This is a genomic window from Mammaliicoccus sp. FSL K6-3158, assembly GCF_038005105.1.
GTDB lineage: Bacteria > Bacillota > Bacilli > Staphylococcales > Staphylococcaceae > Mammaliicoccus > Mammaliicoccus sciuri.
Window position 1 is genome coordinate 882,987 of record NZ_JBBOSL010000001.1, and the last position, 25,498, is coordinate 908,484.

A 25,498-nucleotide genomic window follows, 5' to 3' on the forward strand; every position below is an offset into this window, starting at 1 on the left:
CACTATAGACGTTATACTCAATGTGATATAAAAGATTGAGGAGGCGTTGTAAAGTGGAAGTGAATACTTATTTTAATTTTAAAAATAGTATTGAAGCATTAAAGTTCTACGAAGAAAAATTAGGTGCAACGGATATTATGAGAGTTCCGGGTAACCATGAAATGTTTAAAGATGCACCTGATGAATTTAAATTGCCCGAATCTTTTACAATGAACGCGAGTTTTAACTTATTAGGGAAGACATTTTTATGTAGTGACACTTGGCAAAATAAAGATATCAATAACGAAGGCGCTCAAGCATGTTTTCAGTTTAATTATAACGATGAAGAAGATAGAGCAGCTGTCATCGAATTGTTTAAGAAAGCAGAAGAAGCGGGTTGTAAAATTGATATGCCTTTAAACGAGGTAGAGTGGTCACCACTCTTTGGTTCATTCCAAGATCCATTTGGTGTAACTTGGATGGTAAATGCATATACAGAATAGAAAAGGGAGCGGGACAGAAATCTAATTTGTATAAAAAAGATTTCGTAGTCCCGCCCCGGCAAGGATGACTAGAGTTGAAAAAGCTTGGTACAAGCGCATTTTAATTCAGTCATCTACTGCCAAGATACTACAAAAGACTGAGACATTACATTATGTCCCAGTCTTTTCTATTTACGTGCATATTTGCCTTCACTATTCGTATAGTCAGTATAATCTTTTATACGCTGATCATATTCTTCTTTAGTTATAATTTTATGTTTCAATAGTTCCTTAGCTTTCATTGTATAATTTTCAATGTTAGATTGTTTCATAAATCATCATCCCTTCTGTAGCATACACAAGACCAATTAATCAATGAAATTTAACTCTAAGCACATTATTAACTTCAAAATAAAAGTAGTATTTATAACTAAAGTTTTTAAAACAAGAAAATTGGTTATGTAAATTATAAGACGAATTGAATATTAAATCTAGCCTAATTGATAAATATATTAATATTTTAGTCATTTCAACATTTTGAATTTAAAATATTTACAAAAAATACATGAAGGTCACGTATTTATCATAAAGTCAATACAGAACATTTGTACTTGTGCACAAGTTAACCACATTTTGTGGATAACATTAGTATAAGTTTTTAAATAATTGTGGATAAGTTACTTGGTTTAGATTGATTTTTTACATTTTACCTGTGCATAACTAGGATAACTTTGTGGATTACTTGAAAAATAAGACTTTTTGATGTGTATAAAGTTGTGTTTAATTAATACAGAAAAAACGACTGAGGTGTAAAATTTACCTCAGTCGTTTTTTGTTAATTTAACTTACTTTCAAGTTTTTCCCATTTTTCCATGTTTTCTTCGAGCAAACGTTCTGCTTCAACTCGTAAGTTATTGATTTCATTGCTTTTTTCAATATCATTAAATATCTCTGGTAACGTAAGTTGATGCTCATAGTCAGAGATTTGTTTTTCATATGTGGAAATATTATTTTCAATTTCTTCTAACTGTCTTTCAAGTTTACGTTTTTCTTTTTTTAGTTGCTTTTGATTTGCGTAATATTGATCGTCTTTAGGCGTTTCAGTAGATTTGATGTCTTCTTGTTCATAACGACTAATAGCTTCACGTTGTTCAAGTTTTTCTAAATAATATTGGTAATCGCCTCTAAATAATTCATTTCCATTTTGTGTGATGTGGAAAATATTATTTGCTAGTTCGTTAATAAAATAACGGTCATGTGATACAAAGAGTAGTGTACCTTCAAAATTTTGCAAAGCTTGTTCCAACATTTCTTTAGAATCGATATCTAAGTGGTTGGTAGGTTCATCTAATATGAGTACATTGTTTTTTTCTAACATGAGTAAAGCGAGTTGAAGTCTGGCTTTTTCTCCACCAGATAAATCATTAATGACTTTTTTTACTTCTTCTTGAGTAAATAAAAATCTACCTAAAATTGTTCTTATATCTTTCTCAGGCATATGTGCATATTGATTCCAAACATAGTCTAAGATTGTCATATTAGAAGTGAATTCTGCTTGTTTTTGGTCGTAATAACCAATTTGAATATTAGAACCATAAACAATATTACCGCCTAAAGCAGGTATTTTTTGAGCTATTGTTTTAATCAACGTAGATTTACCAATACCATTTGGACCAATTATCGCAATTCGATCATGTCGTTTAACTTCTAAGTTGATAGTTGGTGTAATACTTTTAGAATAACCAATATCCAAATTTTGAACTTTAAGTACATCTTCACCAGTAGCTCTAGTTATTTCAAAATTTATTTGTGCACTTTTAGCATCAAGTCTCGGCATTTCGATTCTTTCCATTCTTTCTAATACTTTACGACGACTTTTTGCCATGCCGCTTGTTGAAGCACGTGTAATATTTTTTTCGACAAATGTTTCTAACTTTTTAATTTCACTTTGTTGTCTTTCATATTCAGCCATGACTTTTTCGTAATGCGCATCTCGTTCTTTTAAGAATTTACTATAATTACCGACATACTTTTTAACAGAACCTAAAGCGACATCATATACTTGATTGACTATTTTATCTAAGAAGTATCTGTCGTGACTGATGATAACAATTGCACCTTTAAAGTGAGTTAAATAATTTTCTAGCCATTCTGTTGTTTCCATATCTAAATGGTTCGTAGGTTCATCGAGTAACAGTAAATCAGGTTCACTTAATAACATTTGAGCCATAGATAATCTTGTTTTTTGGCCACCGCTAAATGATTGAATTTGTCTATCAAAGTCAGATTCTTTAAAGTCTAAACCTGTTAATACGGTCTTAATTTTGCTTTCGTAATTATAGCCGTCCATTAATTCATATTGATTGGATAAAGCCTCGTATTGTGACAACTTTTCTTTATATAAATCTTGGTCATACTCATCAGCATGAATACTTAACCAATCTGTTAAAGTTTTCATTTTATCTTCAATATTGATAACGTCTTTAAATGGTTTTTTCATTTCATTCATAACAGTGTCATTTGAATCTAATGTCATTTGTTGAGTAAGGTATCCCATCGTAACCTGTTTACCTTTAGAAATATTTCCTTCATCATATGATTCAACACCAGCAATGATTTTCATTAATGTTGTTTTTCCCGCGCCATTTCTACCGACAATAGCGATTCTTTCACCGGTTTTTACTTCGAAATCTACATCAGAGAATATAACTTCTCCATCATAAGATTTCTCTAATTTATTTATTTGTAAAAGTATCATGTTTACACCTCTCTATTAGTTATTATTTTACATGAAAACGAGTGATAATTGTATGTAAATCACATACAATATTTATATAGTTATTTTACGTGAAGTTTGTTATAATTAAGCCATTAGATGTGAACGCAATCACATTATTTTATATTGGAAAAGGTGAGGATTTTGGCAAAGAATGATGTGAAGATCCCTAAAGCAACTTTGAAACGTTTGCCTCTTTATTATAGATTTGTTAGCACATTGCATAATTCTGGCGTAGATCGTGTTTCATCAAAAGAATTAAGTGAAGGACTTAAAATTGATTCAGCTACCATTCGTCGAGATTTTTCGTATTTTGGTGAATTAGGTAAAAAGGGTTATGGTTACAATATTAGTTATTTACTTAAATTTTTTAGAACAACGCTTGAACAAGATGATATGACTAAAGTCGCAATCGTTGGTGTTGGTAATTTAGGTACTGCACTTGTGAATTATAACTTTACTGTAAATGATAGAATGCAAATTGTAGCTGCTTTTGATCAATCAGAAGATATAATTGGAAGTATGGTTGGTAAATTAACTGTGGATAGTATGGATGATTTTGAAAAGGTAGTTGAAGAAGTAGGTATACAAGTTGTAATATTAACAGTACCACAACAAGCAGCTCAAAAAGTTGCGGATCGTATAACATCTTCGGGTATTACTGGTATTTTGAATTTTACACCTCAAAGAATTAATGTACCTGAGAAAGTGCAGGTTCATCATATAGATTTAGGAATTGAATTACAATCTTTAATCTTCTTTATGAAGAATCAATAGGAGGGTATCAAATGGAAGCTTTAATGTTTATTAACACACTTGGTATTTCAGGACCAGTCAGTTTATTATTTATAGGGGTAGTTGCATTAATTATATTTGGACCAAAGAAATTACCACAATTCGGTAGAGCAATGGGTTCAACTTTGAAAGAATTTAAAGATGCGACTGATGGCATGACAAACTTTGATGAGAAGAAAAGCACTCCAGAAGATAGCAAAGATAAAGAAGTTAAATAGAATTTTATTTAACAGATGTTCCCATGAATGTGGCGGGTTTCCTGCCACATCTTTTTTAGATTGGAGGTAAGACGGTGGATAAAGACAATTTAACATTTGTCGAACACTTAGAAGAACTTCGTGGACGTATTATGATCATTGCATATTTCCTTGTTGGTGGTCTCATTGTTGGCTTTTTCGTAGCTAAACCAGTTATTTTTTATATAACAAATGATGACTTTACACAAACATTAGAACTCAATGCATTTAGAATAACGGATCCATTAACGATATACATAACAATGATAATTGTGATTGCATTTATCATAGTATCGCCTGTAATTTTATACGAATTATGGGCATTTATATCTCCAGGTTTACATCCGAAAGAACAAAAAGTGACGTTAAGTTATATACCATTTAGTTTGATTTTATTTGTAGGTGGTTTATTATTCTCATACTTTGTGATTTTTCCGTATTTAATTTCGTTCACAATGGGATTAGCTGATGATATGGGGATTAAACAAACGATCGGCATTAAAGAATACTTTAGTGAAATGTTTAAATTTACAATACCATTCGGATTTGTATTTCAATTACCAATTTTATTACTATTTTTAACGAGATTAGGTATCGTTACACCGATGTTTTTAAAGAAAAATAGAAAATATGCGTATTTTATTTTACTTGTTGTGGCTGCGTTAATCGCACCACCTGACTTTATGACACATATGTTGTTTACATTACCAATGATTTTACTTTATGAAATCAGCATTATTATTTCAAAAATAGGCTATAAAAAATATTTAAAAGCAGAGCAAAAATTAATGGAAGAAGAACTGGGGATGGATCAAGAGGATAAAGAGCAGCTGTAGCTTAATGCTATAGCTGTTTTTTTATTGAATTGTCTGATATTTGTAATCAAATGTTAACTTGAATATGTGTTGAATATGATATATTATTATTCCTATCATTGTAATAGGAATAAGGAGTTGTTTATATGGTTTGGATGATTATAAGTGGCCTTATAGTCGGAATATTACTTGGCTTTGTTATGCAAAGAACACGTTTTTGTTTAACAGGCGGGTTTAGAGATATGTATGTACAGAAAAATAATAAAATGTTTTATGCTTTATTAATCGCGATCTCTATTCAAAGCATTGGATTATTTACACTAGTAGGATTAGGTGTATTTAAGTTAGAAGCAGCAACATTTCCATTAGTAGGTACGATATTTGGATCATTTGTATTTGGTATCGGAATTATCCTAGCTGGTGGATGTGCGACTGGTACATGGTACAGAGCAGGTGAAGGCTTAATTGGAAGCTGGATAGCCTTAGTATTATACGGTGTAACTGCAGCAATTATGAAATCTGGACCATTAAATCCTGTTCAAGAAAAAATTAATTCATATAGTGTCGTTAACTCTAATATGGCAGAAACACTTAATGTACCTGTATGGGTATTGATTGCTATTTTAGTTATTGTTACAGTTTATTTTGTGACAAAAACACTAAAAAAACCAAAAGTAGCAATTCCTCAATTAAAACAAAAATATACAGGCATTCGTCATATCTTATTTGAAAAAAGATATCACCCATTTGCAGCTGCAATAGCAGTAGGGATTATAGCATTAATTGCTTGGCCAATGAGTGCTTCAACAGGTAGAATTGCTGGCCTTGGTATTACAACACCTTCAGCAAATATCGTGCAATACTTAGTTACAGGTGATGCTTCATTAATAAACTGGGGCGTATTTTTAGTACTTGGTATATTTATCGGTTCATATATTGCTGCAAAAGGTTCAAGAGAATTCAAATGGAGAATGCCAGATACTAAAACAATAAGAAACAGTGTTATCGGTGGTGCTTGTATGGGTGTTGGTGCATCATTAGCAGGCGGATGTTCAATCGGTAATGGTTTAGTTTCAACTGCAGCAATGAGTTGGCAAGGTTGGGTTGCATTACCATCAATGATCGTTGGTGCATGGTTTATGAGTTATTTCATCTTTGTTAAACCTAGAAAAGCAAGACAAACTAAGACACAAGTAAGTACACAAAGTATTTAATAAAAGGAGTAAATATATATGGTACATGAATTAGGTACAGTAGGAATGGTATGTCCATTCCCATTAATAGAAGCACAAAATAAAATGGATGAATTACAAGTTGGCGAACAATTGAAAATTGATTTTGATTGTACGCAAGCGACAGAAGCACTCCCAAATTGGGCAGCAGAGAATGGTTATCCAGTTACGAATTATGAACAACTTGGAGATGCTTCATGGACGATAACGGTTGAAAAACAATAAATTACATTTAACCTAGAAACAAAGGCAAGTACCTTTGTTTCTAGGTTTTTTTGTTTAAAACTGTATTTTATTTATAAAGAATTGGAAACGGTTTTATGATAGAATAAATGACTGAGAGGTGTATACATGAAGACGATTAAAGATATTGCTAATATGGCGGGTGTTTCTAAAAGTACAGTTTCTAGATATTTAAATGGTGGCTCCATTAGTAAAAGTACAAAAGAAAAAATACATAGAGTAGTAGAAGAAACAGGATATAAACCGAATCAATTTGCTCAAAGTTTAAAGGCTAAGAGAACGGGGCTGATCGGTGCAATTGTACCAAGGTTAGATTCCTATGCAACGACTGAAACGTTAAAAGGAATTGAAACAACTTTACTTAAACAAAATGTTCAAACAATGATTGTGAATACAGATTTATCAAAAGATAGAGAGATTGATTCAATTTATATGTTAGCTAAGAGAAAAGTGGATGGCATTATTTTGATGGCAACTAACATTTCTGAAGAACATATGAAAGCAATTGAGTCAGTTGAATGCCCGATTGTTATTGTTGGTCAATCACATGGATCACTTTTATCGATAGTTCATGATGATTTCCAAGCAGGTAATCAAGTAGCAGAATGGTTATTGAAACATCAAAAGCACAATATTACATATATCGGTGTTTCTGAACATGATATTGCAGTTGGTAAGACGAGAAAAGAAGGTCTGTTTATTCCACTAAAGGATCAAGGCATCAACCCAACATTTATTGAAAGTAGTTTCAGTATAAGAGATGCTCAGATATTAGGTAATGATATTAAGTTGAGAGAAGACGAAGTTATTGTCGCAGCTACTGATAATATAGCTTTAGGTATATACCATACACTTTTAAAAAGAGAAGTTGATATGCCAACGATTGTTGGATTTGGCGGAAATAAGATGACAGAAATTGTGGCACCTCATATTGGTACTGTAAAGTTTAACTATTATTTAGCTGGTGAGACAGCTGTTCATGTATTAAATAAAAGTATTAATCAAGAAACGGTAGAAAAATTAAATATTATCGGAACACAATTTGAATGGTTAAAAAAATAAGCCTTTCAAGTATGCTAAAATATATATTATGGAACCGGTCTAAATCGGATGTAAGGAGAATGATAATGGTAAATTGGACACGAGAAGAAAGATATAAAAAATTATCAGACATATCTGATGAAGCATACAATGAATTAATAGATAAAGTGAATGCGTCAAAATGGCGTCAAACTTTTCATATTCAACCAAAAACAGGGTTGTTAAATGATCCAAATGGTTTGGTTTATCATAATGGCGTTTATCATATATTTCATCAATGGTTTCCGCTTGGTGCCGTTCATGGTTTGAAGTATTGGTATCATTATACAAGTAAAGATTTACTAGAATTTAAAGATGAGGGAATCGCGTTGGCGCCTGATACAGAATATGATAGTCATGGTGTATATTCGGGTAGTGCATTTGATTATGATGGAAAGTTATATTTAATGTATACGGGAAATGTGCGTAATGAAAATTGGGATCGTAAATCTGTCCAAATGATTGCTGAACAATTAGAAGATGGCACTTTTAAAAAGTTTGATCAACCAGCTATTCCAAACAAGCCAGAAGGATATACTGAACATTTTAGAGACCCTAAAGTATGGTTTGAGAATGGAAAATACTATGCAATATTTGGCATTCAAAGAGAGAATGAAACAGGTACAGCTGTTATATATGAATCTGAAGATATTCAAGATTGGCAATTTAAAGGCGAAATTGAAACACAACTGCAAAACTTTGGTTATATGTGGGAATGTCCAGATTTGTTTAAGTTAAATGATAAAGATGTATTTATCTTTTCGCCTCAAGGTATTGAAGCGGAAAATAACCAATTCGAGAACATATATCAATCAGGATATTTAATTGGTGATTTTGATTTAAACACGTTAAAGTTTGAGCATCAGAATTTTGTTGAATTAGACCAAGGTTTTGACTTTTATGCACCTCAAACGTTCTTAGATGAACATGGTGACAGAATATTAATTGGTTGGATGGGACTTCCTGAAATAGATTATGCTACAGATGAAGAATGTTGGGCACATTGTTTAACTATTCCAAGAGTATTAACAATTGAAGATGATAAACTGAAACAAAGACCTATAAAAGCACTTGAAAAATTAAGAACAAATAAAGAAACTGCTGAAGGTTATGCTAATAAGCATTCAGTTAAACTTCACCCATATGAAGGTAAACAGTTTGAATTAATGATTGAGATTCTGGAGAATGAAGCTAGCGAAATATACTTTGATTTAAGAGTATCTAAGAAATGTTCAACGCAAATTATTTATAATACACGTTCTAAACAACTAACTTTAGATCGATTTGAAAGTGGTATTGTAAGTGAAGCGGTTGAGAAGACAACTCGGACAACAACTTTAGATAATGATTTAAAAGACCTGAGAATTTATAGTGATACATCTAGTCTAGAAATTTTCGTTAACGATGGTGAAAAAGTATTCACAACGAGAATATTCCCTGATGAAGATGCTGTTAATTTCAGAACTTCTACAGAGTCTGGCCAAGTTTACTTGAAGTTTACGAAATATGACTTACAACTAAATAATTAAACGAATCAAAAACGCTTGTTGTTTTGATACAACAAGCGTTTATTTTAATATAAGTAAATTGTAAGAAATATGAATAAGTTATTACAAAATATTAATTCTGTGTAACATATGGCGTTCAAGCATAGAAAACAAAGAAACATTCCTTTATACTTTAACTATTAATTAATGTAGAGGAGGGGAAGAATTTTTATGAAGATATTTAAAAATGCTATGATTTCAACATTACTATTATCTTCTATGGCATTTGGAGTAGCACATGGGAATAATACAGATGCGATAGAAAGCAATGAATCTAGTACAAAAGATACTTCTCCGAACACAACTCAAGAACAATCGAATCAAAATATAGAAGCACAGCAGTCCAAAGAAACTGATTCTAATAGTGAACAAAATAGTAAAACAGAGGAAAGAAGTACTGAACCGAAGTCAGAAGAAAATTCAAGTACAGAGGAACAGTCATCAGAAGAACCAACAACAGAAGAGCCGAGCACTGAGCCGAAATCAGATCAGAAACCAAGTACAGAAGAACCTAAGACTGATGAAAAGCCAAGTACAGAGGAGCCTACAACAGAAGAACCAACAACAGAAGAGCCGAGCACTGAAGAACCAACAACAGAGGAGCCGAGCACTGAAGAACCAACAACAGAGGAACCAACAACAGAAGAGCCGAGCACTGAAGAACCTTCAAGCAATGATAGCAATCATCAAGATCAATTACCATCACCGAATCAATCCAATAGTGGGAAACCATCTTCTGAAGAACCTAAAACTAATGAACCAAATACAAATAGAAATAACGATCAAAATGTAAATCAATATAAACCAACAATGCCAGCATATCCTAACACAAATGAAGTAGGGGATGGCTATTACAACAATCCGCAATACACTGATGAAAAAGCGCCTAAATTTATACCTGGCCATTCAGAAGCGTATTATAGTAAATTGGATGAAGATGTGTTAGAGCTTGTAACAAGTAAAGTTGGTAGTAGACCTGATTTAGCACAACCAAAATTTAAAAAGACTAATATAACGACAGAAACAACATCTGTAGATGATGATGATGATACAAAAATAGAAACAACAAAAACAACAACAGAAAGTTTTGAAACAGCTTCTGATCATAAAGATGTTTCTAAACCGCTTATCATTGGTATTTCAATCGCAATCGTACTTGTATTAGGATTCATCATATTATTCATAATGCGAAGATTTTCAAAGTCATAAATATAAATCAAGTAAAAGTGAGTCTGGGACAGAAATGTTCTAGACTCCTTTTCATATTTTTAGAAATAGGAGGCTGAATATTGCAAGTGAGGCGCGACAAGCAATGTTGGGAGGCTGAATATTGCAAGTGAGGCGCGACAAGCAATGTTGGGAGGCTGAATATTGCAAGTGAAGCGCGACAAGCAATGTTGAGGCTCTGTATTTATCAAGACTCACCAAACAAGATAAATAGGCGCTTTGTATTTATCAAGACTCACCAAACAAGATAAATAGGCGCTTTGTATTTATCAAGACTGTCCAAACAAGATAAATAGGCGCTCCGTATATTGCAAGACACTCCAATCTAGCAACATAGAAGCTCCGTATATTGCAAGACACCTCAAACAAGCAACATAGAACTCTTGTATATTGCAAGACACTCCAATCTAGCAACATAGAACCTCACTCTTACCTTGATTCTTCCATATAAAAAAGACTGGGACATAATGTAATGTCTCAGTCTCTTGTAGTATCTAGTCATCCATGTCGGGGCGGGATTTCTGCCCCGCTCTCACTTTTTTATTAAAATTCACTTTGATCAATATTCTGAGTTGCTTTGTATAATGTTTCTATAATGGATTTTACAGTACCTTCTACAAAAGGAGATTGTAACTGAACAGATGCCATAATATCAATAAATGATTGTGAACCGCCAATTTGACATATTTTTAAATAATCAGACCATGCTTGTTCTGGATCAGCTTCTTGTTTAATAAAAAATTGCATTGCACAAATTGTCGCTAATGTATAATCAATATAATAAAATGGTGATGCAAATATATGACCTTGTCTATGCCAAAATGCACCATTTTCAAGATGTTGAATATTGTCATAGTCTACGCTTGGGAAGTATTTATTTTCTAAATCTGACCAAGCTTTTCTGCGTTCTTCTGAAGAAATGTCTGGATTCTCATAAACAAAGTGTTGGAATTCATCCACTGCTACACCATATGGTAAGAATTTAATATTGTCTTCTAAGTGAGCGAGTTTAAATTTATCCGTATCTTGTTTGAAAAATAATGACATCCATGGATAAGTTAAATATTCCATGCTCATTGAATGAATTTCACATGCTTCTGAAGTAGGGAAGTAATATTCGGGCACAGAATACTTCAAGCTTTCAAATACTTGAAAAGCATGTCCGGCTTCATGTGTCATAACTTCAATATCGCCTTGCGTGCCATTAAAATTGGCAAAGATGAATGGTGATTTAAAATCATTAATGATTGTACAATAACCACCACTTTCTTTTCCTTTTTTAGCTTCTAAGTCAAATAATTGTTTATCAATCATAAAATCTATAAAATGACCAGTTTCTTCAGAACGTTCATGGTACATTTTTTTAGCATTTTTCACGATTTCTTCAGTTGATATTTGTGGTTTTGGCGAACCAGTTTTAAAAGTAAAATTATTATCGTAAGCTTTTAAATTGTCCACGCCAATACGTTTTGCATGCTGTGATTTGATGTCTTCAGTAATAGGTACGACATGTTCTTTAACTTGCTCTCTAAAAATTTTAACATCATTTGCATCGTACCCAATTCTTTGCATTCTATCATAGCCGAGTTGAACAAAGTTCTCATATCCTAATTTTAAAGCTATTTCATGTCTAGTTTTTACGAGATCATCATAGATACGATCTAAATCCTCTAGATGCTCTGCAAAAAACTGTTCTCTAGCTGTAAAAGCATCTTTTCTAATTGCTCTATCTTCGTTGATTAAGTACTTACTGAATTGTGATAAGTTCAAATGTTCACCGTTATATTCAATATCTGCTGAAGCAATTAATTTATCATATTCGCTTACTAATTTATTTTCTTTAACAAGTAAGTCATTAATAGAAGGATTATATGTATTGAGAGCAACTTCTGCTAAAGAAAAAAGTTGTTGTCCAAAATGTGCAATTAAATCATTTTTAAATTTAGATTTTAATAAAGATTGATAGAATAAATGATCTAAATGTTGTATTTTAGGCATTGTTTCATCAAAGAAATCTCTTTCTTTATTATAATATTCATCATTTGTATCGATAGATGCTCTTATGTAAGCTAGGTTATAATGCGTATCAGTATGGTTTCTAACCTTATTAATTTCATTAATCGCCTCAATTGCTTGATCGACCGTTTCTGCATTATCGAATTCATTTAATAATGATTTGGTTTGTTTTTCTTTTTCTTCAATATTGATTTGTTCATATTGATAATCTTTAAAAGTTAACGTCATGTTAAAACCTCCCTTAATAAATTTATTATAACATTTCTTTGTTGTAATTTTATTGAAAATTGCGAAAATAAAGGTAAAAGCATATAATATGAGATGAAAAGAGGTGTATATAAATGGCTAAAAATAATGAACAATTATCTTTAGAAGTAGCAGCATTAACGAGGAAGACAAAAGAACTTGGAATTCCTATCATGATTGTATTTGAAGGTGTTCCCGCATCAGGTAAGACGAGACTATCAAATGAACTTCTTTTAACACTTGATGCTAAATACACACACTTTGTACCGATGAAATCACCTTCAGAAGACGATCTAAGATATCAATTTTTACAGAAGTATTGGAACAGTTTACCTTCAAAAGGTGATATCAATATTTATTTTAGAAGTTGGTATGCATATTATATAGAATATCAAGCAAACAAAATAAAACATTCTATATACAACAAATATCATGCATTACGAAGACAAATCCAAGACTTTGAATCGATGGTCCATGATGATGGCTATGAAATTATTAAGTTTTATATTGAGATTAGTGATAAGAAGAGAAAAGAACATTTAAAAGAAATGAAAGAAAATCCATTAACAAGTTGGAAAGCACAAGAATATGAAAGTGCCATTAATGATGACGTATATCATAAAGAAATGCATAAAATACTTAAAGCATCGCCTGATGAATGGGAAATCATTGATTATACAGAGAGAGAAGAAGCTATCAATTTAATGTATCAGCACATTATCAATCGTTTGAACAAAGCGATTAAACTACATAAAAAGAAAGACAAAGTAATTGATGGCGATTTTACAGAAGATTTTAAAACAGACCTATTTAATCAATCATTAGATAAAGTAGATAAAAAGACATATAAATCTCTTATAGGTGACTTACAAGATAGATTGAAAGAATTGCAATTTGCATTATACGAAAGAAAAATTCCGTTAATATTAGTATACGAAGGCATGGATGCAGCCGGTAAAGGTGGCAATATTAAAAGAGTTAGAGAAAAATTAGATCCAACCGGTTATGAAGTAAATGCAATAAGTGCCCCAACAGATGTTGAGTTGAATCATCATTACTTATGGAGATTTGCTAAAGATATGCCTAGAAGCGGCCATATTGAAATATTCGATAGAAGTTGGTACGGAAGAGTATTAGTCGAAAGAGTAGAAGGATTTGCTACTAAGAAAGAATGGAAACGTGCGTATGAAGAAATCAATCAATTTGAGAAAATGTGGACAGACGAAGGTGCAATTATCTTGAAATTCTTCTTAACTTTAGATAAAGATGAACAATTAAGAAGATTTAAAGAAAGAGAAGAAACACCAGAAAAACAATGGAAAATTACAGACGAAGATTGGCGAAATAGAGAAAAATGGGATCAATATATCGAAGCAAGTCACGATATGATTAAATTAACAAACACAGATCATGCACCATGGCTTGTCGTACCAGCTGACAATAAAAAATCAGCTAGAATCGAAGTTATTAAATACATTATTAAAAAATGTGAAGAAGTATTATGGGGCGTTAAACAATATTAGAATATGTTAGGGACATAATTGTGAGAAATGTCTCTAAGAAGTGTCCCTCTAATTACCACAATTCAGAATAATGATAGGTAGCGCGTTCTAATTACCAGAATTCGAAATAATGGAAGTTAGCCGCTCTCTAAATACAAAAAATAAGCATATCACTTAAGGCTGAATTCTTCAGTTCGGTGATATGCTTATTTTATTTTCATTTAGCTATACATGCTCAAGATTGTATGATAAATCAGTTGTGAAATTTGAGATTGCTTCTCTAATTGTTCGTTTACTTGATCTTTAAATACAATTTGTCCCAAAACAACTATACCGTTCATTCCCATATGCGCAATCATTGGTACGATGATACGTTTCGTTAATACATAAAGTCCACTAAATACAGTTCCCATTACAACATATATTAATGTATGTTCTGGATCTGAATGTGCTAATGAAAAGATAAAAGAACTGACTAATACTGCTACGATAAAGCTTAACCACTTAGGTGCTTTGATCATATTGTATATCTCTCCGAAAATTAATTTACGGAATATTAATTCTTCTAATATTGGACCTGCTAATACGATATAAATGATTAATATATGTGATTGTTGTGCAATCTTCATGAGATTTTGAGTATTGCCACTTTCTACTGGTTGATTAAATATATATGTATTAATCAAAGCGGCGATGATTTGTCCAAGCATGGCCATTATAATACCTGCAACACACCAGAAAATCACGTATACCCATGGTTCTTTCTTTTGTTGTTCTAATCGAGTTGGATTTTTAATATTTGAGTTCATATACCATAATAATAAAACAGTAATGATAGCTGTTGTTGCCATCCAAGTTAAGCTGATTTCTAATCTTGTGACTTTAGATAATCCTGAATCAGCGTATAAACTATTTGGAATAATTGCGATTGTTTGTACAACACCAAATAGTAATAGGGTAGCAATATTAACAGTTAATCGATTAAATTGCATTTTCAATTCCTCCAAAAATAAACATGTAAACATTGTACCTTATTTAGCAGAAAAAGAGAAAAATTTAAGTTATATTGCTTGTAATTTTGACCAAATTTGATTATTATAAAAATGTAGTTAGCACTTAAGTATAAAGAGTGCTAACATTATTAGCGACAAGGAGGATTTTATAAATGTTAAAACCATTGGGAGATAGAATTATTATTGAGAAAACAGAAACAGAACAAACTACAGCTAGCGGAATTGTATTGACAGATTCAGCTAAAGAATCGTCCAACGAAGGAAAAGTTGTTGCTGTTGGACCAGGTAAGCGTCTGGAAGATGGTACAAGACTTACTGTAGATGTTGCTGTAGGTGATCAAGTTGTATATCAACAATACGCAGGAACAGAAGTTAAACGAGATAAAGAAACATATATTATCCTTTCAGAAGATGACATTTTAGCAGTTATTGAATAATTTAGATAATATTTTTGAAGATATTTTATGGAGGTTTTTATAAATGGCTAAAGAACTAAAATTTTCAGAAGACGCTAGACGTTCTATGCTTGCTGGTGTTGATAAATTAGCAAATGCAGTTAAAGTAACTTTAGGACCTAAAGGACGTAACGTCGTTTTAGATAAAAAATTCACTTCACCATTAATCACAAATGATGGTGTTACAATCGCTAAAGAAATTGAATTACAAGATCCATATGAGAATATGGGTGCTAAATTAGTTGCAGAAGTTGCAAACCAAACAAATGATGTTGCAGGTGACGGTACAACTACAGCAACTGTCTTAGCTCAAGCGATGATTCAAGAAGGTTTAAAAAACGTAACAAGTGGTGCAAATCCAGTTGGTATTCGTGAAGGTATTGATAAAGCAGTTAAAGTAGCTTTAGAAGAATTACACAATATCTCTCAACCAGTTGATAAAAAAGAAGAAATTGCACAAGTTGGTTCTATTTCTGCTGCTGATGAAGAAATTGGTAAATTTATTTCAGAAGCAATGGAAAAAGTAGGTAATGACGGTGTTATTACAATTGAAGAATCTAAAGGATTCAGCACTGAATTAGAAGTTGTTGAAGGTATGCAATTTGATAGAGGATATACTTCACCATATATGGTGACAGATTCAGATAAAATGACTGCTGAATTAGAAAATCCTTACATCTTAATTACAGATAAAAAGATTTCTTCATTCCAAGATATTTTACCTATCTTAGAAAAAATCTTACAAACAAATAGACCAATTTTAATTGTTGCTGACGATGTTGATGGAGATGCATTAACAAACTTAGTATTAAACAGATTACGTGGTACATTTACAGCAGTAGCAGTTAAAGCGCCTGGATTTGGTGACCGTCGTAAAGCAATGTTAGATGACTTAGCAATTTTAACTGGTGGCCAAGTGATTACTGATGACTTAGGTTTAGACTTAAAAGAAACAACTCTAGATATGCTTGGTGAAGCAGGTAAAGTTCAAGTTACTAAAGACGACACTACAATTGTTGAAGGTCAAGGTGACTCAGTAAACATCGACGCTCGTGTTGGTCAAATTAAAGCTCAAATTGAAGAAACAACTTCAGACTTTGATCGTACGAAATTACAAGAACGCTTAGCTAAATTAGCAGGTGGCGTTGCAGTTATTAAAGTAGGTGCTGCAACTGAAACAGAATTAAAAGAACGTAAATTAAGAATTGAAGATGCTTTAAACTCTACACGTGCTGCAGTTGAAGAAGGTATAGTAGCAGGTGGTGGTACAGCATTAGTATCTATTTATAATAAAGTAGCTGAAGTTGAAGCGAAAGGCGATGTACAAACTGGTGTGAACATTGTGTTGAAAGCTCTTGAAGCACCATTACGTCAAATCGTTGAAAATGCTGGCTTAGAAGGATCAATTATAGTTGAAAAACTTAAAAATGCTGATGAAGGTATTGGTTACAATGCAGCAACAGATGAATGGGTAAATATGTTAGACGCAGGTATTGTTGATCCTACAAAAGTTACACGTTCAGCATTACAAAATGCAGCATCTGTAGCAGCAATGTTCTTAACTACTGAAGCAGTAGTAGCAGACATTCCAGAAGAAGAACCAGCAGCACCAGATATGGGCGGCATGGGCGGAATGCCAGGTATGATGTAATTCGGTAAATATAACCGACATTACAAATTTAGAGATATGTCTAATCCCCTTTCTAAATGGTATTAAACCATATGGAAAGGGGATTTTTATGTTAAAATGAATCTAATTTGTATTAAAGGAGTAGAAAATATGATTAGACCTGCTGTTAAAGAAGATGCGAAAAAACTAAGTGAGTTAATGTTTATGATTTGGCATGATATGGAACTACCTTTAGTTGTTCAAAATGATAAGGAAACTGTTTTAAGATTACTTGAACAAGCGAGTGTTGAGAGTGAATATAGAAACCATTATAAACATAGTCAGGTATATGAAGTCGATGGTGAAGTAGCAGGTTTTCTTAATTGCTATAGTGGTACTGACGAAAAACAACTTGAAGAAAATTGGTACAATATTGCATTTAAAGATTCTTTTAAATTAGAAGGAACGCCGTTACCTGAACATGAAGCGGATAATGGTGATTTATATATTGATTCAGTTGCGGTCTTTTCAGAATATAGAGGTAGAGGTATTGCTTCTAAACTTATAGAAGATGCTATTGAACGAGCTAAAGAAAGAGGATTTAAGCAAGTATCATTAAATTGTGAATTTGATAATGAAGGTGCAATGAAATTATATGAGAAACTTGGTTTCAAGTCATCATATGATCGAAAACTAAGTGGACATGACTACAAATATATGATTAAACATTTATAGTAAACTAAAAAAAGTAACATCGGTTGAAAATATTAGCCGATGTTACTTTTATTTTTCTCAATATCAAGCAAGATTTCTTTTCGTTCTATGCCACTGGAATATCCACCAATTGAACCATCAGCAGCTATCACACGATGACAAGGTACAAGAATCGTAATAAAATTCTTACCATTTGCATTAGCGACAGCACGAAAAGCAGTAGGTTTACCAATATTTTCAGCTAACTGCTTATAAGATATCGTCTCGCCAAACGGAATATCACATAAAGCACGCCACACTTTTTGTTGAAAAGGTGTACCAAAATTAAAATGTATAGGTGTTGTAAAATTAGAAAGATTACCTTCAAAATAAAGATTCAATTCCTCTTCAAGCTTATCTAAAACATGATTACTTTCATCATTAATTTCTGAATTAAGTTGTTTACGTACAATTTGTAACTCTTCTTCTAACGAAGGTTTATTCGTAAAATGTAACATTAATAAGTACTCATTATTAGCAATTGCTAACATTTCACCAGCATTCGTTTGAATTAACTTTTGATATAAAGCCATAATTATCACTCCTAATGAAAGTTTAACATATAAAAATTTGATTGACTTTAGATTACTAAATGATAATATAGTAATTAAACAGATGAGTTTAGTCGGAATTAAGGGAGGCGTTTTTATGAAAAGATACATATTTTTAGCTTTGACACTTATTTTATCAGTTGTGGTAGCAGCTTGTGGAAATAATGATGACAAAGAAAAGAAGGAAATTACTATTGCTACATCACCGGGACCTTATAGTGAGTTGTTTTTGAAAGGTATTAAACCTGAATTAGAGAAGAAAGGTTATACTGTTAAAGATAAAGACTTCACTGAATTACTACAAGCTGATGTTGCTTTGCAAGAAGGTAGTGTGGATGTTAACGTTGATCAACATAAAGCGTATATGGATACGTTTAATAAAGAAAGAGATGCTGATTTAACGAATATTACTAAAATACCAACAGTGCCTGCACAAATTTTCTCTAATAAAAATAAAGATCTTAAAGGTATTAAAAAGGGAGATACAATAGCTATACCACAAGATCCATCAAATGCAGCTAGAGCTTATCGTTTATTAGAAAAAGCAGGTTGGATTAAATTAAATGCAGATAAAAATGATATTAAAATCACGAAGAAAAATATTTCTGATAATCCAATGAATCTTAACATCAAAACGATGGATTCTGCAAATATTCCTAGAATTTTAGACGAAGTTGATTATGCAGTTATACCAGGTTCAATTGTTTACGCTTCGAAAGTTGATCCAGCTAAAGGACTTCTAAAAGAAGATTTAGTAGAAGATTTATATTTACAAGTTGTTGTAGATAGTAAAAATAAAGATGCTAAATGGGTAAAAGATATAAAAGAGGCATATCAATCAAAAGGATTTAAGAAAGTATTAGATAAAGAAAATAAAGATGATTATTGGAAAATACCAAAGCAATCATAATATAAATATAGAGACTGGGACATTACCTTATGTTCCAGTCTCTATATTTTTTTACTTCTTTTTATTAGCCTTTTTTCGGTCGCCATTTCTACTTATAAATGCAGCTACTAAAAATAATATTGATGCGAATGTAAATTGAATGCCTGAGTTGCCGCTTATTTGAATGCCTATTCCAATAATTAAGCAGATTATAGCTAAACCAACGAGAACTTTTGTAATTGTAGACATATATTTTGCTCCTTTACTTTATTTATTATATCAATTATTTCTTTGTTATCCAAAAAGGGATCATTTTCTAAAATTAAATGATGAAATTTAGTGAACACACTTTTAATTTTCATAATTCTCGTCTAGTATAGAAGTATCATAACAATGAAAGAGGATGACTTTCTATGAACCCACTAGCATTAGAATTAAATGAACAACTGAAAAAAGAATATCCTGTTGTATTAGATATGCTTTCCGATTTAGGTAAATCTATTTATTATCCAAAGGGTATTTTATCACAATCTGGAGAAGCAAAAGGTACAAAGTATAATGCAACAATCGGTATGGCAACTACTGATGAAGGTATTATGTACACAGATGCTTTATATAACCAATTTGGTACCCAAGATCCAAGTGATATATTCCCATATGCACCGCCACAAGGTGATGAACGTTTACGTACATTATGGCAACATAAAATTTTAAAAGACAATCCTGATTTAAGTGCTGATGATATTTCTAAACCAGTCGTAACAAATGCATTAACACACGGATTATCTTTAGCTGGAGACTTATTTGTAGATGCCCAAGATACAATTTTATTACCTGAACATAACTGGGGGAACTATAAATTAGCTTTTGGTGTAAGACATAGTGCGAACATTGAAACTTATAAAGCATTTGAAGAAGATGGCAGTTACACTTTAGAATATTTCAAACATGCTTTAGAACAATATAATAAAGAAAAAGTTATTCTCGTTTTAAACTTCCCAAATAATCCAACAGGCTATACACCAGTAGTTGAAGAAGTAAAAGAAATGGTTGAAGCTATTAAACAATTAGCTGATAAAGGTACGCAAGTAATTACTTTAGTTGATGATGCTTATTATGGATTATTCTTTGAAGATGTTTATAAACAATCTGTCTTTACAGCAATAACTGCGCTAAATCATGAAAATATTATGCCGGTTAAAATTGATGGGGCAACTAAAGAATACTTCTCATGGGGCTTCCGTGTTGGTTTCTTAACATTTGGTAGTCAAAATGATGTTGTTAAAGATGTATTAGTTGCTAAATTAAAAGGATTAATTAGAAGTAACTTATCAAGTTGTTCTTTACCAAGCCAAACTGCAATTATTCATGCAATGGAAGATCCTTCTTTCCAAGATCAAGTTGATCATAACGTGAATATTTTAAAAGAAAGATATGAAGTAACTAAAGAAGTCGCTTATCGTGATGAATTTAAATCATTATGGAAGCCGTATGCATTTAATTCAGGTTACTTTATGGCACTTAAAGTGTTAGATGTAGACCCTGAGCAATTAAGATTACATTTAATTGAGAAGTATAGTATCGGTATTATTGCTTTAAATAAAACAGATATCCGTATTGCGTTTAGCTGTATTGAAAAATCTGATATAGAACATGTATTTGAATCTATTGCTAAAGCAATCAATGACTTAAAATAATAAAATTAAACAGAGTGTGTATATATATTGTATATACACACTCTGTTTTTTTGTGTCTAAAAACGCTAATTTATAAGCTTTTTGTTGAATATGTTTGACAAATATGTATATAATGTATATACTTTTTATACACAGTTAGAGAGAGGGAGGTTAAACATGAAGATTCTACTTCAAAATAATAGTAATCAACCAATTTATGAACAGATTAAAGAACAAATCAAAGCACAAATATTACAAGGTAAAGTAGAACAGGGTGCTTCATTACCTTCTATGAGAGAGTTAGCAAGTGATTTAGGTGTCAGTTTAATAACAACTAAACGTGCTTATGTTGATTTAGAACAAGAGCAATTTGTCACGACCATAAGAGGGAAAGGCACTTTTGTAAAATCACAAGACCCCTCAATCATGAAAGAAAAACAGTTTATTGTCATAGAGGATTTAGCAAGAGATTTAACTAAACAAGCAAAGTTAATCGGAATGGATGTTAAAGAACTCAATGAAATCGTTAATTTGATTTATGAGGAAGGTGAATAAAATGGACAATGCGATAGACGTTAAAAATCTAAATTTTAGTCATAAAAATCTTAAATTATCAGATGTTAATTTTGAAGTACGTAAAGGTTATGTAACAGGATTTATTGGTGCGAATGGTGCTGGTAAAACTACTATTATTCGTATAATTATGGGCCTTCTTAAAGAACAAAGTGGAGATTTAAAAATACTTGGAGAATATTTAAGTGAGAATCCAGTTGAAATTAAAAATAAAATCGGCTTTGTCTATTCTGAATTATATATGTATGAAAACTGGAATATTAAAACAATCGAGAAAGTTGTCAGTAAATATTATAAACAATGGGACCACGATGTATTTGAAGGTTATATTAAAGAATTTAAATTACCTTATAAACAAAAAATTAAGCAATTTTCAACAGGTATGAAAATGAAATTGTCATTAGCAATCGCATTAAGTCACCATGCTGAACTTTACATTCTAGATGAACCAACTGCAGGACTTGATCCAGTCGTACGTAATGAAGTGCTTGAAATTCTACAAAGAGAGTTAATTGATGAAGAAAAAACTATCTTCTTCTCTACACATATTATTTCAGATTTAGAGAAAATTGCTGATTATATCGTTTATTTGAAAAATGGAGCCATTGTTATTAATGAAAGTGTAGATGATTTAACAGATGGTTATCGAATCATTAAAGGAGACCAATCCATACTTGATGATGAATTAAGATCGTTATTAATCAGTGTGAAAGAAACGAATACAGGTTTCTCAGGATTAACAAGACAAAGCTCAGTATTTGTTGAGTTATTTGGAAATGAAGTAGTTGTTGAAACACCATCAATAGAGGATATTATGGTAAGAATTGAGAAAGATCAATTCGATAAGGAAGTGGTATAAATGAAAGCTGTTTTCTACCGGAACTTTCAATATGAGAAGGGGTATTACTTACTTTATTTAATCTGCTTCGGATTAGTATTTATAACGAAGTTTACTGTATCTTTTCAAAATATAGAACTCATGAATGTATTAGCGGTATATTTTGTCGCAGTCGTTTCAGTTCATAGTATTAATCATGCGATATTTTTAAATAAACAAAGTAGTCAAATCTTTTATATGAGTTTACCAATTTCTAAAGTTGATATTGTAAAAGGGCATTATTTATATAACTTATTAGTAACAGGTGTTTCATTTATCATGATTATGGTCATAGCATTCATAAAACAAGACACAATATTTTTACAAGCTGGGTTATTTATTGTAGCAACGAATTTATTTACGTTAAGCATCGTTTATCCAACATTTGCTCATTTAAATATTAATCAATTAGGTGCTTGGATATTAGTTGCTATGTATGGCATATTCACAATGTTTTACTTTGGTATATATTCGAATCGATCTCGCCAATTTGCTGATTTATTAGGTTGGAAAATATTTTTATACTATACACCAGCAATCATATTATTAATCGTTGCAATCATATGGTTGATTCAGTTTAGTAGAGCTATCAAACAAGCGAATCAAGATCAAATTACGGTTTATGGAGGTATAAAATGAAGGCAATATTATATAGAAACTTAGTTTTATCAAAATCATACCTATATTTAATGTTGGCTACAGCATTGTTATTACCATTAATAGTCGTATTACCAATTGATGGTTTTATTAAAATAGCTATTTTAGGCATACTCGTCGTTATGATCCATATTGTGTTCTTAGTGCCAATGTATTTTCTATTTAATAGAATCAATAAAAATCATTCCGAATATACATTTTTAAGCTTGCCTGTTAAGCAATCAACAGTCGTTAATGCACATTATTTAACAGGATTAATATTTATTTTATTCACACAAATACTACTTGGTTTATGTACAATTGTAGCATTTTTAATACAAGAAAAAGGTATTGAGGTTTCATACGACATTTCAGGAATGTGTTTAAGTATTGCAGGAAATTTGTTAACAATCAGCTTAATCTTGCCATTTGCTGAGTATAAAAGATTGATCAATATTCCTATTATATTTTGGATGATTATAGTCGGTGCAATTGTACCAAACTCAATACAGTTTATAAATTATGTGCTTAAATTCTTTTCCATACAATCTCAGATATTTACGACACACGATATGTCTATCTTTTTAGGCTGTTCCATGATTCTATTTATCGTGAGTTATATCATTTCAATCAATAAAGCGCGAAAGCATGCAATTACAATTTAAAGGAGAGGTGAATAATCGTGAAATTAAAAAATATACAAAAGTATTACGGTAAGCAACATATCCTCAAAAATATTGACTTTGATTTTGGGGAAAGCCAAATTGTCGGACTAATAGGTAAAAATGGTGTAGGTAAAACAACATTAATGAAAATTATGAACCAGAATATTATGAAGTATGAAGGAACTTTCAACAAAGAAAATAGTGACAAAGTGGGTTATTTAATAGAAAATCCAAAATTATATTTAAATAAAACGGGTTATTATAATTTAAACTTCTTTAGAAATGTATTAGGGACAAATGTAGATGATGATTATATCAATATGTTAATCGAGTCATTTGGCATTAAGCCTTATATCGACAAAAAAGTAAAAAAATATTCAATGGGTATGAAGCAGAAGTTATCTATTGCAGTGGCACTTATGAATAAACCACAATATTTGATTTTAGATGAACCGACAAACGGGATGGATCCAGACGGTTCGATTGACGTCTTAAAAACTTTAGAAAAAGTAAGTAAAGATTTGAATATTAAAGTACTTATTTCAAGTCATAAATTAGAAGATATTGAATTAATATGCGATAGAACAGTATTTATGAAAGATGGGGCGATCGTTGAGGATTACGATATGAAAGCTCAATCAAAAGATGTTACCAAATTTATTTTTGACCATTCAAACTATAATGAGGCGCTTAATCTTCTTACGATGAATTACAAAGTGGTAACAAGTAATAAACAAGAATCGATTATTTCAGTTGAAGCACTACAAGATTATCAAGAAGTGTTAAAAGTATTAAGCGCTCAAAATATTTATCCTAAGTTTATTCAAAATAATAAAACGACTTTAAGAGATCAATACTTTAATATTAACAAAGGAGTTGAAGTATCATGAATATCGCCCAACATGTAAAATATGATTTAACGAGAATATTTAAAAGCCCATTAGGCTATTTAGGATTTCTCATTTCATTGTTTCCAGGAATAGCCATCATGATTTCTGTTAAAACATTAGATGGACCATTTGATGCACAAGTTGTATTGGCTATGTTCTTCGTATTTGGAGGACTTGTATTATTAATGTTCTCTATTAGAACGATAGTACGTGATATGCAGTATGGCACGATTCAGTTGTTCTTAAATTCTAAAACAAATAGAGTGAAGTATTTATATGGCAAGTTACTATCTATCATTGGCATTGTTATTATATTTACGATTTTAGGTACGCTATTTACATTATTAGCATCAACTATTATCGATGCAGGCGAATTAAGTGTCACTGACTATTTCAAAATGCTTGGTGAATTTCTACTTATCATGCTATTTTACGGAACATTATTAAATATCCTTAATTTACTTACAGGTAAATCGGCAGTTGTTTATACTACTGCCATCATATTAATATTATTTTTACCTAATATCTTTGATGCATTTATATTTATTCCTGAAATAGGAGAAGATTTATCAAAAATGATGAAATACAATCCTTTAGACTTTTTACCTAAAATATTGAATCAAGGTTTACTAACAATGAAAGTATCACAAATATGGATATCTGTAGCATGTATTGCTGTATTTACGGGTATCAATCATTACATGATAAGAAATAAGAATATTTAATGGTTTATCC

General features: G+C 31.4%; 27 protein-coding genes. 21 read left to right on the plus strand and 6 right to left on the minus strand.

Annotated elements, in window-relative coordinates:
• The first annotated feature begins 53 nt into the window (after window positions 1-53).
• The gene (locus MHH94_RS04310; RefSeq protein WP_048540591.1) at window positions 54-482 is read left to right on the plus strand and encodes a VOC family protein; all 429 of its coding nucleotides are present in this window, start codon (window positions 54-56) and stop codon (window positions 480-482) included.
• A gap of 167 nt (window positions 483-649) precedes the next feature.
• Here MHH94_RS04310 and MHH94_RS04315 read toward each other — a convergent pair whose 3' ends face one another.
• Both MHH94_RS04315 and MHH94_RS04320 read right to left on the minus strand, forming a co-directional pair.
• Window positions 650-793 carry a hypothetical protein gene (locus MHH94_RS04315; protein ID WP_167388695.1) on the minus strand — a complete coding sequence of 48 codons (144 nt, stop codon included), beginning with the start codon at window positions 791-793 and terminating at the stop codon, window positions 650-652.
• Window positions 794-1,296: 503 nt separating this feature from the next.
• A complete protein-coding gene (locus MHH94_RS04320; protein ID WP_107609136.1) occupies window positions 1,297-3,219 on the minus strand; it encodes an ABC-F family ATP-binding cassette domain-containing protein in 1,923 nt (640 codons plus the stop codon).
• Window positions 3,220-3,381: 162 nt separating this feature from the next.
• Between MHH94_RS04320 and MHH94_RS04325 the strand changes: the two genes are divergently transcribed.
• The 8 genes from MHH94_RS04325 to MHH94_RS04360 all read left to right on the plus strand — a co-directional run bounded on the left by MHH94_RS04325 (window position 3,382) and on the right by MHH94_RS04360 (window position 10,394).
• Window positions 3,382-4,014, plus strand: a complete 633-nt coding sequence (locus MHH94_RS04325) for a redox-sensing transcriptional repressor Rex (RefSeq protein WP_025905057.1) — start codon at window positions 3,382-3,384, stop codon at window positions 4,012-4,014.
• Window positions 4,015-4,025: 11 nt separating this feature from the next.
• The gene (locus tag MHH94_RS04330; protein WP_048540593.1) at window positions 4,026-4,250 is read left to right on the plus strand and encodes a twin-arginine translocase TatA/TatE family subunit; all 225 of its coding nucleotides are present in this window, start codon (window positions 4,026-4,028) and stop codon (window positions 4,248-4,250) included.
• A gap of 74 nt (window positions 4,251-4,324) precedes the next feature.
• Window positions 4,325-5,104, plus strand: coding sequence for a twin-arginine translocase subunit TatC (tatC, locus tag MHH94_RS04335; protein WP_058592484.1), 780 nt, complete (start codon window positions 4,325-4,327; stop codon window positions 5,102-5,104).
• Between the two features lie 125 nt (window positions 5,105-5,229).
• Complete coding sequence (locus tag MHH94_RS04340) at window positions 5,230-6,297, plus strand: YeeE/YedE family protein (RefSeq protein ID WP_058592485.1); 1,068 nt, start codon at window positions 5,230-5,232, stop codon at window positions 6,295-6,297.
• Between the two features lie 18 nt (window positions 6,298-6,315).
• Window positions 6,316-6,540, plus strand: a complete 225-nt coding sequence (locus MHH94_RS04345) for a sulfurtransferase TusA family protein (RefSeq protein WP_025905061.1) — start codon at window positions 6,316-6,318, stop codon at window positions 6,538-6,540.
• A 126-nt stretch (window positions 6,541-6,666) separates the two neighbouring features.
• On the plus strand, window positions 6,667-7,620 hold the full coding sequence (locus MHH94_RS04350; RefSeq protein WP_058592486.1) for a LacI family DNA-binding transcriptional regulator: 954 nt from the start codon (window positions 6,667-6,669) through the stop codon (window positions 7,618-7,620).
• A gap of 65 nt (window positions 7,621-7,685) precedes the next feature.
• Entirely contained in the window at window positions 7,686-9,167 is a 1,482-nt protein-coding gene (locus MHH94_RS04355) for a glycoside hydrolase family 32 protein (RefSeq protein ID WP_107609137.1), read from the plus strand.
• Between the two features lie 189 nt (window positions 9,168-9,356).
• The gene (locus MHH94_RS04360) at window positions 9,357-10,394 is read left to right on the plus strand and encodes an SdrH family protein (protein WP_340839852.1); all 1,038 of its coding nucleotides are present in this window, start codon (window positions 9,357-9,359) and stop codon (window positions 10,392-10,394) included.
• Window positions 10,395-10,955: 561 nt separating this feature from the next.
• Here MHH94_RS04360 and MHH94_RS04365 read toward each other — a convergent pair.
• Window positions 10,956-12,656, minus strand: coding sequence for a M3 family oligoendopeptidase (locus MHH94_RS04365; RefSeq protein ID WP_325868224.1), 1,701 nt, complete (start codon window positions 12,654-12,656; stop codon window positions 10,956-10,958).
• 113 nt (window positions 12,657-12,769) lie between these two features.
• Between MHH94_RS04365 and MHH94_RS04370 the strand changes: the two genes are divergently transcribed.
• On the plus strand, window positions 12,770-14,197 hold the full coding sequence (locus MHH94_RS04370) for a phosphate--AMP phosphotransferase (protein ID WP_232157318.1): 1,428 nt from the start codon (window positions 12,770-12,772) through the stop codon (window positions 14,195-14,197).
• Window positions 14,198-14,397: 200 nt separating this feature from the next.
• On the opposite strand, the gene mroQ is transcribed toward MHH94_RS04370, so the two are convergent.
• Window positions 14,398-15,168 carry an intramembrane glutamic endopeptidase MroQ gene (gene mroQ / locus MHH94_RS04375; protein WP_048540600.1) on the minus strand — a complete coding sequence of 257 codons (771 nt, stop codon included), beginning with the start codon at window positions 15,166-15,168 and terminating at the stop codon, window positions 14,398-14,400.
• Window positions 15,169-15,341: 173 nt separating this feature from the next.
• Here mroQ and groES point away from each other — a divergent pair, with 173 nt between their 5' ends.
• The 3 genes from groES (at window position 15,342) to MHH94_RS04390 (ending at window position 17,988) form a co-directional block, all read left to right on the plus strand.
• The gene (groES, locus tag MHH94_RS04380) at window positions 15,342-15,626 is read left to right on the plus strand and encodes a co-chaperone GroES (protein WP_025905068.1); all 285 of its coding nucleotides are present in this window, start codon (window positions 15,342-15,344) and stop codon (window positions 15,624-15,626) included.
• Between the two features lie 43 nt (window positions 15,627-15,669).
• Window positions 15,670-17,295 carry a chaperonin GroEL gene (gene groL, locus MHH94_RS04385; protein WP_340839859.1) on the plus strand — a complete coding sequence of 542 codons (1,626 nt, stop codon included), beginning with the start codon at window positions 15,670-15,672 and terminating at the stop codon, window positions 17,293-17,295.
• A 129-nt stretch (window positions 17,296-17,424) separates the two neighbouring features.
• The gene (locus tag MHH94_RS04390; RefSeq protein ID WP_078354821.1) at window positions 17,425-17,988 is read left to right on the plus strand and encodes a GNAT family N-acetyltransferase; all 564 of its coding nucleotides are present in this window, start codon (window positions 17,425-17,427) and stop codon (window positions 17,986-17,988) included.
• A gap of 32 nt (window positions 17,989-18,020) precedes the next feature.
• On the opposite strand, the gene MHH94_RS04395 is transcribed toward MHH94_RS04390, so the two are convergent.
• Window positions 18,021-18,539 (minus strand): methylated-DNA--[protein]-cysteine S-methyltransferase, encoded by a 519-nt coding sequence (locus MHH94_RS04395; protein WP_078354820.1) that lies wholly within the window; start codon window positions 18,537-18,539, stop codon window positions 18,021-18,023.
• 115 nt (window positions 18,540-18,654) lie between these two features.
• Here MHH94_RS04395 and MHH94_RS04400 point away from each other — a divergent pair, with 115 nt between their 5' ends.
• A complete protein-coding gene (locus MHH94_RS04400) occupies window positions 18,655-19,467 on the plus strand; it encodes a MetQ/NlpA family ABC transporter substrate-binding protein (RefSeq protein WP_048540604.1) in 813 nt (270 codons plus the stop codon).
• Between the two features lie 51 nt (window positions 19,468-19,518).
• Here MHH94_RS04400 and MHH94_RS04405 read toward each other — a convergent pair whose 3' ends face one another.
• Window positions 19,519-19,695: a hypothetical protein gene (locus MHH94_RS04405; RefSeq protein WP_048540605.1), complete on the minus strand. Its 177-nt coding sequence runs from the start codon at window positions 19,693-19,695 to the stop codon at window positions 19,519-19,521.
• A 164-nt stretch (window positions 19,696-19,859) separates the two neighbouring features.
• On the opposite strand from MHH94_RS04405, the gene MHH94_RS04410 reads away from it, so the two are divergent.
• From MHH94_RS04410 to MHH94_RS04440, 7 genes are all read left to right on the plus strand, one after another.
• The gene (locus tag MHH94_RS04410) at window positions 19,860-21,143 is read left to right on the plus strand and encodes an aminotransferase class I/II-fold pyridoxal phosphate-dependent enzyme (protein WP_058591830.1); all 1,284 of its coding nucleotides are present in this window, start codon (window positions 19,860-19,862) and stop codon (window positions 21,141-21,143) included.
• A 156-nt stretch (window positions 21,144-21,299) separates the two neighbouring features.
• Window positions 21,300-21,677 (plus strand): PSM export ABC transporter transcriptional regulator PmtR, encoded by a 378-nt coding sequence (gene pmtR, locus MHH94_RS04415; RefSeq protein ID WP_048540607.1) that lies wholly within the window; start codon window positions 21,300-21,302, stop codon window positions 21,675-21,677.
• Window position 21,678: 1 nt separating this feature from the next.
• Complete coding sequence (pmtA, locus tag MHH94_RS04420) at window positions 21,679-22,554, plus strand: phenol-soluble modulin export ABC transporter ATP-binding protein PmtA (RefSeq protein ID WP_084756420.1); 876 nt, start codon at window positions 21,679-21,681, stop codon at window positions 22,552-22,554.
• On the plus strand, window positions 22,555-23,211 hold the full coding sequence (locus MHH94_RS04425) for an ABC-2 transporter permease (RefSeq protein ID WP_084756424.1): 657 nt from the start codon (window positions 22,555-22,557) through the stop codon (window positions 23,209-23,211).
• Window positions 23,208-23,873 carry a phenol-soluble modulin export ABC transporter permease subunit PmtB gene (gene pmtB, locus MHH94_RS04430; RefSeq protein ID WP_119469796.1) on the plus strand — a complete coding sequence of 222 codons (666 nt, stop codon included), beginning with the start codon at window positions 23,208-23,210 and terminating at the stop codon, window positions 23,871-23,873. The genes MHH94_RS04425 and pmtB overlap by 4 nt, the downstream gene beginning before the upstream one ends.
• Window positions 23,874-23,890: 17 nt before the next feature.
• Window positions 23,891-24,763, plus strand: coding sequence for a phenol-soluble modulin export ABC transporter ATP-binding protein PmtC (gene pmtC / locus MHH94_RS04435; RefSeq protein ID WP_078354816.1), 873 nt, complete (start codon window positions 23,891-23,893; stop codon window positions 24,761-24,763).
• Window positions 24,760-25,488, plus strand: a complete 729-nt coding sequence (locus MHH94_RS04440; RefSeq protein WP_107609443.1) for an ABC transporter permease subunit — start codon at window positions 24,760-24,762, stop codon at window positions 25,486-25,488. Before pmtC ends, MHH94_RS04440 begins: the two co-directional genes overlap by 4 nt.
• The last annotated feature ends 10 nt before the right edge of the window (window positions 25,489-25,498 follow it).

What these genes read in the sequence shown, in the direction of transcription:
- MHH94_RS04315 (WP_167388695.1), bottom strand. Translation starts at nt 793, where the DNA reads ATGAAACAATCTAACATTGAAAATTATACAATGAAAGCTAAGGAACTA.
- MHH94_RS04320 (WP_107609136.1), bottom strand. Translation starts at nt 3,219, where the DNA reads ATGATACTTTTACAAATAAATAAATTAGAGAAATCTTATGATGGAGAA.
- MHH94_RS04330 (WP_048540593.1), top strand. Translation starts at nt 4,026, where the DNA reads ATGGAAGCTTTAATGTTTATTAACACACTTGGTATTTCAGGACCAGTC.
- MHH94_RS04340 (WP_058592485.1), top strand. Translation starts at nt 5,230, where the DNA reads ATGGTTTGGATGATTATAAGTGGCCTTATAGTCGGAATATTACTTGGC.
- MHH94_RS04345 (WP_025905061.1), top strand. Translation starts at nt 6,316, where the DNA reads ATGGTACATGAATTAGGTACAGTAGGAATGGTATGTCCATTCCCATTA.
- MHH94_RS04350 (WP_058592486.1), top strand. Translation starts at nt 6,667, where the DNA reads ATGAAGACGATTAAAGATATTGCTAATATGGCGGGTGTTTCTAAAAGT.
- MHH94_RS04355 (WP_107609137.1), top strand. Translation starts at nt 7,686, where the DNA reads ATGGTAAATTGGACACGAGAAGAAAGATATAAAAAATTATCAGACATA.
- MHH94_RS04360 (WP_340839852.1), top strand. Translation starts at nt 9,357, where the DNA reads ATGAAGATATTTAAAAATGCTATGATTTCAACATTACTATTATCTTCT.
- MHH94_RS04365 (WP_325868224.1), bottom strand. Translation starts at nt 12,656, where the DNA reads ATGACGTTAACTTTTAAAGATTATCAATATGAACAAATCAATATTGAA.
- MHH94_RS04370 (WP_232157318.1), top strand. Translation starts at nt 12,770, where the DNA reads ATGGCTAAAAATAATGAACAATTATCTTTAGAAGTAGCAGCATTAACG.
- mroQ (WP_048540600.1), bottom strand. Translation starts at nt 15,168, where the DNA reads ATGCAATTTAATCGATTAACTGTTAATATTGCTACCCTATTACTATTT.
- groES (WP_025905068.1), top strand. Translation starts at nt 15,342, where the DNA reads ATGTTAAAACCATTGGGAGATAGAATTATTATTGAGAAAACAGAAACA.
- groL (WP_340839859.1), top strand. Translation starts at nt 15,670, where the DNA reads ATGGCTAAAGAACTAAAATTTTCAGAAGACGCTAGACGTTCTATGCTT.
- MHH94_RS04390 (WP_078354821.1), top strand. Translation starts at nt 17,425, where the DNA reads ATGATTAGACCTGCTGTTAAAGAAGATGCGAAAAAACTAAGTGAGTTA.
- MHH94_RS04395 (WP_078354820.1), bottom strand. Translation starts at nt 18,539, where the DNA reads ATGGCTTTATATCAAAAGTTAATTCAAACGAATGCTGGTGAAATGTTA.
- MHH94_RS04400 (WP_048540604.1), top strand. Translation starts at nt 18,655, where the DNA reads ATGAAAAGATACATATTTTTAGCTTTGACACTTATTTTATCAGTTGTG.
- MHH94_RS04405 (WP_048540605.1), bottom strand. Translation starts at nt 19,695, where the DNA reads ATGTCTACAATTACAAAAGTTCTCGTTGGTTTAGCTATAATCTGCTTA.
- MHH94_RS04410 (WP_058591830.1), top strand. Translation starts at nt 19,860, where the DNA reads ATGAACCCACTAGCATTAGAATTAAATGAACAACTGAAAAAAGAATAT.
- pmtR (WP_048540607.1), top strand. Translation starts at nt 21,300, where the DNA reads ATGAAGATTCTACTTCAAAATAATAGTAATCAACCAATTTATGAACAG.
- pmtA (WP_084756420.1), top strand. Translation starts at nt 21,679, where the DNA reads ATGGACAATGCGATAGACGTTAAAAATCTAAATTTTAGTCATAAAAAT.
- MHH94_RS04425 (WP_084756424.1), top strand. Translation starts at nt 22,555, where the DNA reads ATGAAAGCTGTTTTCTACCGGAACTTTCAATATGAGAAGGGGTATTAC.
- pmtB (WP_119469796.1), top strand. Translation starts at nt 23,208, where the DNA reads ATGAAGGCAATATTATATAGAAACTTAGTTTTATCAAAATCATACCTA.
- MHH94_RS04440 (WP_107609443.1), top strand. Translation starts at nt 24,760, where the DNA reads ATGAATATCGCCCAACATGTAAAATATGATTTAACGAGAATATTTAAA.